The 14,308-nt window shown below is 67.8% G+C and carries 13 protein-coding genes and 1 pseudogene; 9 read left to right on the top strand and 5 right to left on the bottom strand.

All coding sequences use genetic code 11. From position 1 onward, the window contains the following. Positions 1-143 precede the first annotated feature (143 nt). The 5 genes from ACQEVO_RS04520 (at position 144) to ACQEVO_RS04500 (ending at position 3,896) form a co-directional block, all read left to right on the top strand. A complete protein-coding gene (locus tag ACQEVO_RS04520; protein WP_432909149.1) occupies positions 144-1,022 on the top strand; it encodes an ABC transporter ATP-binding protein in 879 nt (292 codons plus the stop codon). Next, positions 1,019-2,242 carry an ABC transporter permease gene (locus ACQEVO_RS04515; RefSeq protein ID WP_432909148.1) on the top strand — a complete coding sequence of 408 codons (1,224 nt, stop codon included), beginning with the start codon at positions 1,019-1,021 and terminating at the stop codon, positions 2,240-2,242. Before ACQEVO_RS04520 ends, ACQEVO_RS04515 begins: the two co-directional genes overlap by 4 nt. A gap of 246 nt (positions 2,243-2,488) precedes the next feature. Continuing rightward, entirely contained in the window at positions 2,489-2,854 is a 366-nt protein-coding gene (locus ACQEVO_RS04510) for an ArsR/SmtB family transcription factor (protein ID WP_432909147.1), read from the top strand. After that, positions 2,851-3,330, top strand: coding sequence for an SRPBCC family protein (locus ACQEVO_RS04505; RefSeq protein ID WP_432909145.1), 480 nt, complete (start codon positions 2,851-2,853; stop codon positions 3,328-3,330). The genes ACQEVO_RS04510 and ACQEVO_RS04505 overlap by 4 nt, the downstream gene beginning before the upstream one ends. Next, entirely contained in the window at positions 3,327-3,896 is a 570-nt protein-coding gene (locus ACQEVO_RS04500; RefSeq protein ID WP_432909143.1) for a TIGR03086 family metal-binding protein, read from the top strand. Before ACQEVO_RS04505 ends, ACQEVO_RS04500 begins: the two co-directional genes overlap by 4 nt. A 69-nt stretch (positions 3,897-3,965) precedes the next feature. Here the strand turns inward: ACQEVO_RS04500 and ilvC are convergent. From ilvC to ACQEVO_RS04485, 3 genes and pseudogenes are all read right to left on the bottom strand, one after another. Continuing rightward, positions 3,966-4,997 (bottom strand): annotated as a pseudogene (ilvC, locus tag ACQEVO_RS04495) (ketol-acid reductoisomerase); the annotation flags it as partial. Between the two features lie 81 nt (positions 4,998-5,078). Further along, positions 5,079-5,582: an acetolactate synthase small subunit gene (gene ilvN / locus ACQEVO_RS04490; protein ID WP_030521893.1), complete on the bottom strand. Its 504-nt coding sequence runs from the start codon at positions 5,580-5,582 to the stop codon at positions 5,079-5,081. Beyond that, on the bottom strand, positions 5,579-7,507 hold the full coding sequence (locus tag ACQEVO_RS04485; RefSeq protein ID WP_432909141.1) for an acetolactate synthase large subunit: 1,929 nt from the start codon (positions 7,505-7,507) through the stop codon (positions 5,579-5,581). The genes ilvN and ACQEVO_RS04485 overlap by 4 nt, the downstream gene beginning before the upstream one ends. Before the next feature lie 391 nt (positions 7,508-7,898). On the opposite strand from ACQEVO_RS04485, the gene ACQEVO_RS04480 reads away from it, so the two are divergent. Both ACQEVO_RS04480 and ilvD read left to right on the top strand, forming a co-directional pair. Next, entirely contained in the window at positions 7,899-8,474 is a 576-nt protein-coding gene (locus ACQEVO_RS04480; RefSeq protein ID WP_432909140.1) for a PH domain-containing protein, read from the top strand. A 173-nt stretch (positions 8,475-8,647) separates the two neighbouring features. Continuing rightward, positions 8,648-10,489: a dihydroxy-acid dehydratase gene (ilvD, locus tag ACQEVO_RS04475; RefSeq protein ID WP_432909138.1), complete on the top strand. Its 1,842-nt coding sequence runs from the start codon at positions 8,648-8,650 to the stop codon at positions 10,487-10,489. Positions 10,490-10,558: 69 nt separating this feature from the next. Here the strand turns inward: ilvD and ACQEVO_RS04470 are convergent, their stop codons facing one another. After that, the gene (locus ACQEVO_RS04470) at positions 10,559-11,416 is read right to left on the bottom strand and encodes a DoxX family protein (protein ID WP_432909136.1); all 858 of its coding nucleotides are present in this window, start codon (positions 11,414-11,416) and stop codon (positions 10,559-10,561) included. Positions 11,417-11,543: 127 nt separating this feature from the next. Between ACQEVO_RS04470 and ACQEVO_RS04465 the strand changes: the two genes are divergently transcribed. Then, a complete protein-coding gene (locus ACQEVO_RS04465) occupies positions 11,544-12,653 on the top strand; it encodes a PQQ-dependent sugar dehydrogenase (RefSeq protein ID WP_432909134.1) in 1,110 nt (369 codons plus the stop codon). Here the strand turns inward: ACQEVO_RS04465 and ACQEVO_RS04460 are convergent. Then, on the bottom strand, positions 12,650-13,546 hold the full coding sequence (locus ACQEVO_RS04460) for an NADP-dependent oxidoreductase (protein WP_432909132.1): 897 nt from the start codon (positions 13,544-13,546) through the stop codon (positions 12,650-12,652). The genes ACQEVO_RS04465 and ACQEVO_RS04460 overlap by 4 nt on opposite strands. Positions 13,547-13,603: 57 nt before the next feature. Here ACQEVO_RS04460 and ACQEVO_RS04455 point away from each other — a divergent pair, with 57 nt between their 5' ends. Further along, positions 13,604-14,020, top strand: coding sequence for a winged helix-turn-helix transcriptional regulator (locus tag ACQEVO_RS04455; RefSeq protein WP_432909130.1), 417 nt, complete (start codon positions 13,604-13,606; stop codon positions 14,018-14,020). The last annotated feature ends 288 nt before the right edge of the window (positions 14,021-14,308 follow it).

Genomic DNA, 14,308 nt, shown 5'->3' with positions numbered 1-14,308 from the left:
GCGGGATCCGCAGTACCCGTTACGACCCTAATTCCATGGGCAGCGCGGCCGGCGCGATGGAGCACTGCCGCGAGGAGCAACGGGACCGCCCCGACGGCGGAGAACCAGTAGAGTCGACCCGGGTCCACGAAAGGGGAGGTTCGATGCTCGAGGTAGCGCATCTGGTGCGCCGGTTCGGCGACAAGACAGCGGTCGACGATGTGTCGTTCCGGGTGGAGCCGGGGGCGCTCACCGGGTTCGTCGGCGGTAACGGGGCGGGTAAGACCACGACCATGCGGATGATCATGGGCGTGCTGGCCATCCACGGTGGCGAGGTGCGCTGGGACGGTCGTCCGGTGTCGGCCGCCGATCGGCGCTCGTTCGGGTACATGCCGGAGGAGCGGGGGTTGTATCCGAAGCAGCCGGTACGGGATCAGCTGGTGTACCTGGCACGGTTGCGGGGGCTGTCGCCGGCGGCGGGCCGCCGGCGGACCGCGGAACTGCTGGAGCGGTTCGGGCTCGGAGACCGGGGGAAGGACAAGCTGGAATCGCTGTCGCTCGGTAATCAGCAGCGGGTGCAGATCGCCGCGGCGGTGGTGGCGCAACCGGCGGCGCTGGTGCTGGACGAGCCGTTTTCCGGGCTGGATCCGGGCGCGGTGGATTCGATGGCCGAACTGCTGGCCGAATACGCGGCACAGGGTGTGCCGGTGCTGTTCTCGTCGCACCAGCTGGATCTGGTGGAACGGCTGTGCGATCGGCTGGTGATCCTCGCGAACGGGCGGGTCGTCGCGCAGGGGTCGGCGGCGCAGCTGCGGGAGAACGGCGCGCTGCGGTATCGGCTGCGAGCGGGAGCGGATACCGGCTGGCTGAGTGAGTTCGCGGGGGTCAGTGTGATCGAACGCAACGGGTCGGGCGTGCTGCTCGAGCTGACCGGCGCGACCACCGACCAGGTGCTCACCGAGGCGCTGGCGCGCGGATCGGTGCAGGAGTTCGCCGAGGTGCGGCCGTCGGTCGCGGAGATCTTCCGGGAGGTGACGGCATGACGACCGAGTCGAGCCGGGTGCGTACGGACCACGAGAAGGCCACGGACAGCGCGCCGCGTGGAGTGTGGCGGATCGTCACGGAACGTGAAGTGATGGTCAAGCTGCGTGACCGCAACTTCCTCATCTCGACGCTGATCACGATCGTGGCGATCGTCGCGTCGCTGGTCGTCAGCGGATTCATGAGCGGGCGCACCGAGACAGTCGATATCGCGGTCACCGGTACGGACGGGAGCCAGGTGGTGCAGACGGCCGGCACCCTCGCCGACTTCGCCGACAGCAACGTCGCTTTCACTTCGCACACGGTCGCCGACCTCGCCGCCGTCGAACAGCAGGTACGCGACGGGGAGGTCGACGCGGGCCTGGTGGCCGACCCCGGCGGGTGGCGACTCATCGGCAAGGAATCGGTGAACGACGACGTCAACACCTACGTGACCACCGCCGCGCAGCAACTCGCGCTGCAACGCAACGCCGAGGCCGCGGGCACCTCGCTCGAAGAACTCGGCCGCGGCGGCCGGGTGACCTACGACGTACTCGACGAGTCCGCGGTCGATCCCGGTTTCGCGAAGATCATGACGGTCGTGTTCGCGTTCCTGTTCTACGTCGCCTCACTGCTTTTCGGGATGTCCATCGCACAGAGCGTGGTCGAGGAGAAACAGAACCGGATCGTCGAGATCCTGGCCAGCGCGATTCCCTTGCGGCAGTTGCTGATCGGCAAGATCGTCGGCAATACGCTGATGGCGTTCGGGCAGCTCGTCCTGTTCGCGGGCGCGGGACTGGCCGGGCTGGCGGTGATGGGCAGCACCGAACGCGTCACCCAGATCGCCGGTGCGGCCGGCTGGTTCATCGTCTTCTTCATCGTCGGATTCCTCGCGCTGGCCAGCCTGTGGGCCGTCGCCGGCTCGCTGGCGACCCGCAACGAGGATCTCCAGTCCACCTCGACCCCGCTGAGCATGCTGATCATGATCGTGCTGTTCCTCGGCATCTTCGCGTCCGGCACGGCACAGACCGTCACGTCGTATATCCCGATCGTCTCCATCGTCAGCATGCCCGCCCGCCTCGCCGAGGGCACGGCCGCCTGGTGGGAACCACTGGTCTCCCTCGCGATCATGGCGGTCACCGCCTACGGAATCGTGGTCGTCGCGGAGCGGATCTACCGCCGTTCCCTGATGCAGACGCAGGGTCGTCTCACCTACCGCCAGGCACTCAGCGTCGAAGACTGATCAGCGGTCCCGGCCAATTGCCGGCGTCCGGGCATTCGTGACGCCGACATCAGCTCGTTGCCGGGCACCGCGGCACACCTGGTAGTTCGCCCGGCACATACGCGGTTCCGGCGCGAGTGGTGCCGGCCTGTCCAGCGCACCGCTTCCGGAGCGTCACCTGCATCAGCCGATCTTATTCAACCAAACGGTTGAACATTCCGAGATTCAGCGCTACGGTGTTATTCAACCAAAGAGTTGAGGAACCAGGTGGACGAAGACAACGAGCAGCTCAACCGGGTGTTCGCGGCATTGGCAGACCCGACCCGGCGCCACCTCGTGGCCCGGCTCGCCGAGGCCGATGCCACCGTGGGCGAGCTGGCCGAACCGTACGACATGAGTTTTCAGGCGATCTCGAAGCACGTGAAAGTGCTGGAGGACGCCGGATTGGTGACCCGGAGCCGCGATGCCCAGCGCAGGCCGGTGCACCTGGACGCGGAGGTACTCAGCCTGATGACGAAGTGGATCGAACGCTACCGGCAGAAGGCCGAGGAACGCTATCAGCGTCTCGACGCCCTGCTGAACCGTATGACCGAGACCGACAACAACAACACTCGAAAGAAGGACGCATCATGACCGCCACCGAGATCGTCGCCGACGACAAGGTCCCGACCATCGAAATCATCCGGGAATTCGATGCCACCCCGGAACAGGTCTTCCGCACCCACGTCGACCCCGAGCTCTATGCGCAATGGGTCGGTCCGCGGAGCGTGACCACCCGGATCACCACCTGGGACGCCCGCACCGGCGGCGCGTGGGCCTTCGCCAACGACCGGGACGGCGCCGAAATCGCGTCCTTCTTCGGCAGTTTCCACGAGGTCCGCCCCAACGAGCGGATCGTCTGGACCTTCACCTACGAGGGCGAACCCGACGGCGTAGCGCTGGAAACACTGACCTTCGAAGCGCTGCCGGGCGGCCGCACCCGGCTGCGCGTACGCAGCGTCGTCGAAAGTTTCGAGATCCGCGACGGCATGCTGGCCAGCGGGATGAACGTCGGAGTGGAGGAGGGCTACGCCAAGCTCGACGAACTGCTCGCGGAGCAGGCCCGATGACGGCCCCGGCAGGCCCGGCCGAACGCCACGCACAGGATGCGGCCCGGTTCACCGAACTCGTCGAATCCGCCGGCCCCGACGACTGGACGCGCCCGAGTCCGGTCGCGGAGTGGACGGCGCGCGATATCGTCGCGCACCTGGTCGAGTGGTCCCGAGGACTCCTCGGTGGTGCCGGTATCGACCTGCCGGCCCTGGACGTCGCCGCCGACCCGGCCGCTGCCTGGAAGCGGCACGTCGCCGATATCCAGGCGATACTCGACAACCCCGCGGGCCGGGTCCTGCGGAACCCGCATTTCGGGGAACGCCCCGTCGACGAGGCCGTCGACGAGTTCTACACCCCGGATATCTGGATGCACACCTGGGATCTCGCCGAAGCCCTCGGCCGCGAACCCGACCTGGGACAAGACCGTTGCGCCGCCGCACTGGCCCAGATGCAGCAGGTGGAACCGATGCTGCGCGAAAGCGGCCAGTTCGGCACCGCCGTCCCCGTCGCCCCGGACGCCTCGCCACAGGACCGGTTGATGGCGTTCATCGGCCGCGACCCCGCGTGGTCTGCCCGGCGCTGAACCACCCACGCAAAAGGGGCCCTTCCGCCACCGGAAGGGCCCCTTTTCAGCGCTTGATCAGCGAACCGCTCAGGCGGTTTCGGTGATCGGGCGGTCGACCCAGCTCATCAGGTCGCGCAGCTTCTTACCGGTGACCTCGATCGGGTGCTCGGCGTTCTGCTTGCGCAGGCCCTCGAGCTCCTTGTTGCCGCCCTCGACGTTGGCGACCAGGCGCTTGACGAAGGTGCCGTCCTGGATGTCCTTGAGGATGTCCTGCATGCGCTTCTTGGTATCGGCGTCGATGACCCGCGGGCCCGACAGGTAGCCACCGAATTCGGCGGTGTCGGAGACCGAGTAGTTCATGCGGGCGATACCGCCCTCGTACATGAGGTCGACGATCAGCTTCAGCTCGTGCAGCACCTCGAAGTAGGCCATCTCCGGCGCGTAGCCGGCCTCGACCATGACCTCGAAACCGGTCTTGACCAGTTCCTCGGTGCCACCGCAGAGCACGGCCTGCTCACCGAAGAGATCGGTTTCGGTCTCTTCCTTGAAGGTGGTCTTGATGACGCCGGCGCGGGTGCCGCCGATGCCCTTGGCGTAGGACAGCGCCAGGGCCTGGCCCTCGCCCTTCGGGTCCTGCTCGATGGCGATCAGGGCGGGCACGCCCTTGCCGTCGACGAACTGGCGGCGCACCAGGTGGCCGGGGCCCTTGGGGGCCACCATGCCGATGGTGATCTCGGCGGCCGGCTTGATCAGGCCGAAGTGGATGTTGAGGCCGTGACCGAAGAACAGCGCGTCGCCGTCCTTCAGGTTGGGCTCGATGTCATTGGTGAAGATCGCGGCCTGCGCGGTATCGGGGGCCAGCAGCATGATGACGTCGGCCCACTCCGACACCTCGGCCGGGGTGCCGACGGTGAGGCCGGCCTCTTCGGCCTTGGCCCGCGACTTCGAGCCTTCCTTGAGGCCGATGCGCACCTCGACGCCGGAATCGCGCAGGCTCAGCGAATGCGCGTGCCCCTGGCTGCCGTACCCGATCACCGCGACCTTACGGCCCTGGATGATCGACAGATCGGCATCGTCGTCGTAGAACATCTCGACTGCCACTTGGTGGTATCCCTTCTGACTATTTCGAACCCGCGAAACGCGGGAAACGGTAAACGAGGCGTGAAAGACGGCCGGGCGCGGGGTGTGCCCGGCCGTGGTTCAGCGGGTGGCGGTGATGGATTTGGGTCCGCGGCCCACGGCCACCACCCCGGATTGCACGATCTCGCGGATGCCGTACGGCTCGAGCATCCGCAGCAGGGCGTCGAGCTTGGAACGGGTGCCGGTCGCTTCGACAGTGAGGGCATCGGGCGACACATCGATCACCTTGGCGCGGAACAGGTTCACCGATTCGATGACCTGGGTGCGCACACTGGCGTCGGCGCGGACCTTCACCAGGATCAGTTCGCGGGCCACCGAGGTCTCCGGATCCTGCTCCACGATCTTGATGACGTTCACCAGCTTGTTGAGCTGTTTGGTGACCTGCTCGAGCGGCAGATCGTCCACGGTGACCACGATGGTCATCCGGGAGATCTCCTTGACCTCGGTCGCACCGACCGCGAGGGATTCGATATTGAATCCGCGGCGGGAGAACAGGCTGGCCACGCGGGCCAGCACGCCCGGCTTGTCCTCGACCAGGACGCTGAGGGTGTGGGTGGTACTCATGCCGGGTTCGTCCCCTCGGTCTCGTTCTGCTCGCGGGTCATGGCTTCGTGGATGACGGCCGGTTCGGCGGCCTGCTCGTCCTCGTCGAACAGCGGGCGGATTCCGCGGGCGGCCATGATCTCGTCGTTACTGGTACCGGCGGCGACCATCGGCCACACCTGGGCGTCCTTGCCGACGATGAAATCGATCACCACGGGGCGGTCGTTGATCGACTGCGCCTCGCGGATCGCGGCCTCGACATCCTCTTCCTTCTCCACCCGGATGCCGTGGCAGCCCAGCGCCTCGGCGAGTTTCACGAAATCGGGGATACGCAGGCCGTGGGTTTTGAGGTCGGTGTTGGAGTACCGCTGGTCGTAGAACAGCGTCTGCCACTGCCGGACCATGCCCAGGTTGCCGTTGTTGATCAGCGCGACCTTGATCGGCACACCCTCCACCGCGCAGGTCGCGAGTTCCTGATTGGTCATCTGGAAGCAGCCGTCGCCGTCGACCGCCCACACCTCGCGGTCGGGCATACCCATCTTGGCTCCCATCGCCGCGGGCACGGCGTAACCCATGGTTCCGGCGCCACCGGAGTTCAGCCAGGTACGGGGCTTCTCGTACTTCACGAACTGGGCCGCCCACATCTGATGCTGGCCGACGCCCGCGCAGTAGATGGCGTCCGGACCGGCGAGGCGGCCCAGGGTTTCGATGACGTACTCGGGCGAGAGCGCGCCGTCCGACGGCGCGGTCCAGCCCAGCGGGTAGGACTCGCGGACGCCGTCGAGGTAGGTCCACCAGGCGGTGAGGTCCAGCTCGATACCGGCCGGGTCGGCACGCAGGGTTTCGATCAGTTCGGTGAGCACCTCGCGGCAATCGCCCACGATCGGCACATCGGCGTGCCGGTTCTTACCGATCTCGGCGGGGTCGATATCGGCGTGGATCACCTTCGCATCGGGGGCGAAGGAATCGAGCTGACCGGTGACGCGGTCGTCGAAACGGGCACCGAGAGTGATCAGCAGATCGGATTTCTGCAACGCCGCGACGGCGGCCACGGTGCCGTGCATACCGGGCATACCGAGGTTCAGCTTGTGGCTGTCGGGGAACGCGCCCCGCGCCATCAGGGTGGTGACCACGGGGATTCCGGTGAGTTCGGCCAGCTCCAGCAGTTCGGCCGACGCCTCGGCCTTGATCACGCCGCCGCCCACGTAGAGCACGGGTGCGGTGGCCTCCGCGATCAGCCGGGCGGCCTCGCGCACCTGCTTACCGTGCGGTTTGGTGACCGGGCGATACCCGGGCAGCCGCATCTCCGGCGGCCAGCTGAAGGTGGTCTGCTCCTGCAGCACATCCTTCGGGATATCCACCAGCACCACGCCGGGGCGCCCGCTGGAGGCCAGGTAGAACGCCTCGGCGAGGATACGTGGGATATCGGCGCCTTCCTTGATCAGGAAGTTGTGCTTGGTGATCGGCATGGTGATGCCGGAGATATCGGCTTCCTGGAAAGCATCGGTGCCGATGAGGCTGCGGCCCACCTGCCCGGTGATCGCGACCATCGGCACGGAGTCCATCTGGGCATCGGCGATGGGGGTCACCAGGTTGGTCGCGCCCGGACCGGACGTGGCCATACACACCCCGACCTTGCCGGTGGCCTGGGCGTATCCGGTGGCGGCGTGGCCCGCGCCCTGCTCATGACGCACGAGCACATGGCGGACCTTGGTCGAATCGAAAAGAGGGTCGTAAACGGGCAGCACCGCGCCGCCGGGAATACCGAATACGGTGTCGACGCCGAGCTCCTCGAGGGAGCGGACGACGGACTGCGCGCCGGTGACCCGCTCGGGCGGGACCTGGCGGCGGTTCGCCGGGGTGGTCGGAGCACCGGCCGGGGCCGGCGGATTCGAAGGCGCGGGCTTGCGGGCCGCAGGCCCGGGCCGGGTAGTTGGTGCGCTCACCGTCTTGGTTCCTTACTGCTTGTCGTTCACTTGTCCCGACATAAAAAATCCCCCGACAGCCGGTGGCTGTTCGAGGGTGGCGCGTCGCAGTGCGAGCTGACGTATTCGACTCCGGATCGTCGGGCTCAGCGCTGGACGCGCCGGCCGATTACGAGCAACTCGTTTCGATTCACGCGCATGACGGTATGTGTGCGTGTGGTGCAGAGTCAAACAGCTGACCGCCGACTTCCCATTATGTGAGAAGGTAGCGGGTGCTCACGCCCGTCCACCATGATGCGAGGATGGTGGTGTGTCATCACCGCATCAGTCCGTGCCACCTCCAGAATCGTCCCATATCCCCGCGGCCGCGGAGGTAACGGGTGGGGATACGGCGCCGCCGGGTCGCACGCGTGTGATCCGCACGACACGCCTGGCCTTCCTGGGTGTGGTGATCCTGGCGCTGTGCGTGTTCTTCCCGATCGTGGGCTGGCCGGCCGGGCTGTTCTGGCTGGCGCTCATCCCGATCGCGGTGATCGTCTGGATCCTGCGTACCCAGACCACGGTCTCCCCCACCGGGCTGGATCTGCGCTCGCTGTTGTCCTCCCGGCATATCGACTGGGCGCAGATCAAAGGCCTGAGCATCCCCAAGCGCGGCTACGTGCGGGCACATCTCGACGACGACACCGAGGTGCCGCTGCCCGCCGTGAGCTACGACCGGCTGCGTGATCTGGTGGACGCCGCCGAGGGCCGGATTCCGGACCCGTTCGTACTCCCCGACCTCGATGAGGCCGATTCCGACGAGCCCGGCACCGAGGCAGGATCCGCCGACGACGAAGCCGTTGCCGAGGGGTCTACCGCTGAACCATCCGGCAGCGCGGGGTCTACCGCTGAGCAATCCAGCAGCGCGGGAGCCGCCGACGAGGAACCCGGCAGCGCAGGACGCGACGCCGCGAAACCCGGTGGAGAGAAATCCGCCGACGAGCGATGAACGGCGAGACCACCGGGACGAACCGCCCGGCGAGCGCCGATACCGATCCCGGGTCCGCTTCCGGCCGGGAGTAGCCTGAGAAAACGCCGATCGCACCGCCGCAGCGGTTAACCGCCGGTGGGTGATACGGCGTCGTCGCAACGTCCAGCCCCGCGACCAGACCGAGGACACCCATGCCAGCGCTTCGTTCCCGCACGACCACCATCGGCCGCAATGCCGCCGGCGCCCGCGCCCTGTGGCGCGCCACCGGGATGACCGATTCCGATTTCGGTAAGCCGATCGTCGCGATCGCCAACTCCTACACCCAGTTCGTGCCCGGGCACGTACACCTCAAGGATGTCGGCGAAATCGTGGCGGCCGCGGTCCGGGAAGCGGGCGGGGTACCGCGCGAATTCCACACCATCGCCGTCGACGACGGGATCGCGATGGGTCACGGCGGCATGCTGTATTCGCTGCCCAGCCGCGAGATCATCGCCGACTCCGTGGAATACATGGTGAACGCGCACACCGCCGACGCGCTGGTGTGTATCTCCAACTGCGACAAGATCACCCCGGGCATGCTGAACGCGGCCATGCGGCTGAACATCCCCACCGTGTTCGTCTCCGGTGGTCCGATGGAAGCCGGTAAGGCCGTGGTCGTGGGCGGCGTGGCGCAGGCGCCCACCGACCTGATCACCGCGATCTCGGCCAGCGCCAACTCCGCGGTGACCGACGACGGGCTCACCGAGGTCGAGCGCAGCGCGTGCCCGACCTGCGGTTCCTGCTCCGGCATGTTCACCGCGAACTCGATGAACTGCCTCACCGAGGCGCTGGGCCTGGCGCTGCCGGGCAACGGCTCCACCCTCGCGACGCACGCCGCCCGGCGGGCGCTGTTCGAACGCGCCGGCCGGGTCGTGATCGATATCGCGACCCGCTGGTACCGCGACGACGACGCCTCGGTGCTGCCGCGCAATGTCGCGAACGAGAAGGCTTTCCGCAATGCGATGGCCCTGGACGTCGCGATGGGCGGGTCCACCAACACCGTCCTGCACATCCTGGCCGCGGCCCAGGAGGGCGAGATCGACTTCGACCTGCAGGACATCGAAGAGATCAGCCGGCGCGTGCCGACCCTGTCGAAGGTGGCGCCGAACTCCGACTACCACATGGAGGATGTGCACCGCGCCGGTGGTATCCCGGCGATCCTCGGTGAACTGCACCGCGCCGGGCTGCTGGAAACCGAGGTGAGCACGGTACACACCCCGACCGTCGACGAATGGCTCGACACCTGGGATATCCGCTCGGGTAAGGCATCCGAGGAAGCACTGGAACTCTTCCACGCGGCACCCGGCGGCGTGCGTACCGTCGAACCGTTCTCCACCGAGAACCGCTGGTCCTCGCTGGACACCGATGCCGCCGGTGGCTGCATCCGCGATCTCGAGCACGCCTACACCACAGAAGGCGGGCTGGTGGTGCTGCGCGGCAATCTCGCCGTGGACGGCGCCGTGCTCAAGACCGCGGGGATCGACGAGGAACTGTTCACCTTCGAGGGCCCGGCCGTGGTGGTCGAATCCCAGGAGGAAGCAGTCTCGGCGATCCTCGGTAAGAAGATCCAGCCCGGCGATGTGGTGGTCGTGCGCTACGAGGGCCCGGCCGGCGGGCCCGGAATGCAGGAAATGCTGCACCCGACCGCGTTCCTCAAGGGCGCGGGCCTGGGCAAGGTGTGCGCGCTGATCACCGATGGCCGCTTCTCCGGCGGTACCTCGGGCCTGTCGATCGGGCATATCTCCCCCGAGGCGGCCAGCGGCGGCACCATCGGCCTGGTGGAGAACGGCGACCGGATCCGCATCGATGTCGCGACCCGCACCCTCGAGGTGCTGCTCGACGATGCGGTGCTGGCCGAGCGCCGCGCCAAGATGGAAGCCCGCGAGCGCCCGTGGCAGCCGGTGAACCGGGAACGTCCGGTCACCACCGCGCTGCGCGCCTATGCGGCGATGGCGACCTCCGCCGACAAGGGCGCGGTCCGCCACGTGCCCTGATCTCCGGCAATGACCAACGGCGTCCCACTCGTTTCGAGTGGGACGCCGTTGTCGTATGGCCGGCGTCGGCTAGTCGAAGGGTCCGATACCGGTGAGCGGGTTGCCGTCCTGCAGGTACCAGTAGGTGAAGATCGCGGCGGCGAACGCGAGGACCAGGACCACGAAGGAGCCCGCGCCGGGGCGGGTGGCCCAGCTGCGACCGCGGTCGAGGGCCCATCGGCCGGGGCCGGTGAAGATGATGGCGATGGCGGCGCCCACGAGGATGGTGTCCAGTTCGACCGCGCCCGGACCCTGGTGGTACTGGAAATCCGGGTACATACCCTGCTTGAACATCCAGGCATCGAGGATCACCGCGAGAACTGCACCGGCGGCCAGCGGTGTCGCCAGGCCGAGTATCAGCAGGATCCCGCCGCCCACCTCGCCCGCGGTGACCATGGCGGTGGCGACGGACGGATGATCCCAGCCGCCCTGCTCCATGGACTGTTTGGTGCCGTCCAGGCCCGGACCGTCGAACCAGCCCGCGAGCTTCTGCAGGCCGTGGTAAAGGAATGTGCCGCCGACTACGAGGCGGAGGATGAACAGGCCGAAATCGAGGGTGCCGCGGCGAGCGTCCCCGTTCCGGCGGCGCAGCGCACCACTGGGCTGGGTGCCCGCCGGGGGGATGCTCGCGTAGGAGTAGGTCTTGTCGTCGGCGCCGACGGGCCCATCCGGGCCGGGGGTGTCGGTCGGTTGGTCACCCGGAGCAACAGAAGCCATTGCCGGTATCTCCTTGGTCATGGCCACCTTGGGGAACTGGCCGGTAGGGGAATCGTAGGGGCTGCCGACCCCGCCCGCCGTCGTCGAAACCGCGCGCCGGCCGGCGGTGGACGGATTCCCGGGCCGCCCGGATTCCGACGGCGCGGACCCGTTTCTCGCCTTGGCACTCACCCCTCAACAGTAGGCCGACAACAGCCTGCGCACACTCCCGGAACCACGGCGTGTCCGCGCCACCCCGGCCCGGCGTCCCACCCCTGTGGGGGCACGGCCGGGGACATTTCCACTACGTTGGGACGTTATGAGGTCGGTTGGCGCGCGGCGCGTGACGGTGGGGCTGGTTTGCGGCGTACTGCTGCTCAGTGGATGTGCGCGATTCGACGATTCCGCGTCCAGTCCGTTCACCGATGAACCCACACCCGAGGCCGCGGAACTCGAGCCGACCAAGCCCAAGGGACCCGAATCGTCGACCACCCGGCCCAGCGGCCCCTGTATCGACCCCGACCCGGCGGTGGTGGTGAGCTGCCTCGACACCACGGGCGGGCTGATCGAACTGGGCGGATACGCGCTCGTCGCGGAACGCCGTACCGGGCGGATCCTGAAGGTGACGCCGGAACAACCGCCGGTCGAGGTCGCTCGCGTAGAGGTCGACCCGGCCGGCGACGGCGGGCTCAGCGATATCGCGGTCGCCCCGACCTACGGCGAGGACGGGCTCATCTACGCCTACGTCACCACGGCGAGCGACAACCGGGTGGTCCGGATCGCCGAAGGCGGCGATCCGAAACCTGTCTTGACGGGAATACCGAAGGGCACCACCGGTAATCGCGGCGCGATCGATTGGGTCTCGGACGATCAGATGCTGGTGCTCACCGGCGATGGCGGTGATCCCGCGGCGGCGGCGAATCCCGCCAGTACGGCCGGGAAACTGCTGCGGGTGAACAACCCGTCGACGAACGGGAACTCCCCCACCGAGGTCGCGGTCTCGGGCATCGGCTCGGCCGGCGATATCTGCCTCGGCGGCGACCAGATCTGGATCACCGACCGCACCCCCGCACTGGACCGGCTGCAGCGGATCGCGCCCGACGGCACCGTCAGCACGGCCTGGACCTGGCCGGACCGGCCGGGTGTCGCCGGCTGCGCGGTCACCGCCGAAGGCGTGGCGATCGCCCTCACCGACGCGAAAGCGCTCGCCATGGCCGAACCCGACCCCACGACGTACGCCGTAACGGCACCGCCGAGCGTTTTCCTCGCGAACAAATACGGCCGCATGCTCGGCGCCACCGCCGCCATGGACGGCATGATCTGGGTGTCGACAGCGAACAAATCCGAGGGCGGCCAGCCCACCCCGAACGACGACCGCGTGGTGCGGATCCCGCCGCCGTCGTCGGCCAGCGGCGGCGGCCCGGACTAGATCGCCGTCAGTACGACCTTGCCGCGCACGTGCCCGGATTCGCCGATCCGGTGCGCGTCGGCGATATCGGCCAGTGACATCACCCGGTCGACTTCCACCCGTAGCCGGCCGGCCGCGACCAGCGCGGTGATCTCGCGCAACTCCGCACCCGACGGGTGTACGTAGATCCGGTGGTAGCGCGGATCACCGGCCGCGTCGTTGCCCTGGGCGTCGATGAGCCGGCCGCCGGGCTTCAGCACCCGTGCGGAGCGCGAACCGTAGTCGCCGCCGACCAGGTCGAGCACCACATCCACCGGATCCAGGGCGGTGCCGAAATCCGTGGTGGTGTAGTCGATCACCTCATCTGCGCCGAGATCCCGGAGGAATTCGTGGTTGGCTGCGCGGGCCGTGCCGATCACGTATGCGGCACGGCTTTTCGCGATTTGAACGGCCAGGTGCCCGACACCGCCGGCGGCGGCATGGATCAGCACGCGGTCACCGGCACCGATATCGGACAGCGCCTGCCAGGCGGTGAGGGCGGCGGTGGGCAGCGCGGCGGCGTGCACATGATCCAGGTGTGGCGGTTTCGGAGCCAGTGCGCTCACCGGCGCGACGACGTATTCGGCGTTCGCGCCCATCGCCATCCCGAATACCGCGTCACCGGGCCGGACCGCACTCACCTGGGCGCCGATCTCCGTTACGACGCCGGAGACGTCGAGCCCGAGTGTGAACGGCGGCGATCCGAGCCCGTCCACGATCCCGCGGCGCGCTTTCCAGTCCGCCGCGTTGAGCGAGGTCGCGACCACGCGGATCAGCGCCTCCCCGGTCCCTGGCCTGGGCGTATCCACCTCCACGACCTGCAGAACTTCCGGACCGCCCACGATTTGCTGACTGATGGCTTTCACGACCCCCATTGTTCGCCGCGTAGTATCCGGTGGAAAGAAGGCACTTTCATGATCCCGAGGTACCCGATGGATACTGTCTCCGACCTGGCGAGTTCCCCGAACCCGGTGCAGAGCTACCTCCAGCGTTGCCCGGCGCGCGATGTGCTGGACGTCTTGGCGGACAAATGGGTGCTGCTGGTCCTCGGCACGCTGCGCGAGGGTAAGGGCCCCGTGCGGTTCAACGAACTGCGCCGCCGGCTCGACGGGATCACCCAGAAGATGCTCACCCGAACGCTGCGCAACCTCGAACGCGACGGTCTCGTCCGCCGCGCGGTGTATCCGACGGTGCCACCGCGGGTCGAATACTCGCTGACGGAACTGGGTGCCGACCTGGGCCGGGTCACGCACGCCATGGGCGAATGGGCGCAGCGCCGCCATGGCGAGGTCCTCGCGGCACGCACCGAATTCGACAACCGGCCGGCCCCGGAGCCCCTGACCCACTGAACCTGGGCAACCGCTGCAATCCTCCAGCGCCTGCCCGGGCACCGATGGTCAGGCGGCTCGGCACGGCCGCGCCGGAAACTCCCGCCGACGACACCACGGCCGGGTCGACAGCGAACTGCCGAACACTAACTACGTGCCGTCATATAGCGGCTTAATAGGTTCGGTTCCCCGCGCATCTCGACCCGCACCGGCGGCCCACATACCCGCCGACCCGGCATCCTATGCTGTTGCACAGCAATACTTCCCGTGAATGAGAAGGGTGGAATCTTGGCGCACCCATCACTCCCG

The organism is Nocardia sp. CA-290969 (genome assembly GCF_050936135.1).
Lineage (GTDB): Bacteria > Actinomycetota > Actinomycetes > Mycobacteriales > Mycobacteriaceae > Nocardia.
This window is presented reverse-complemented; position numbering and strand designations above follow the sequence as displayed.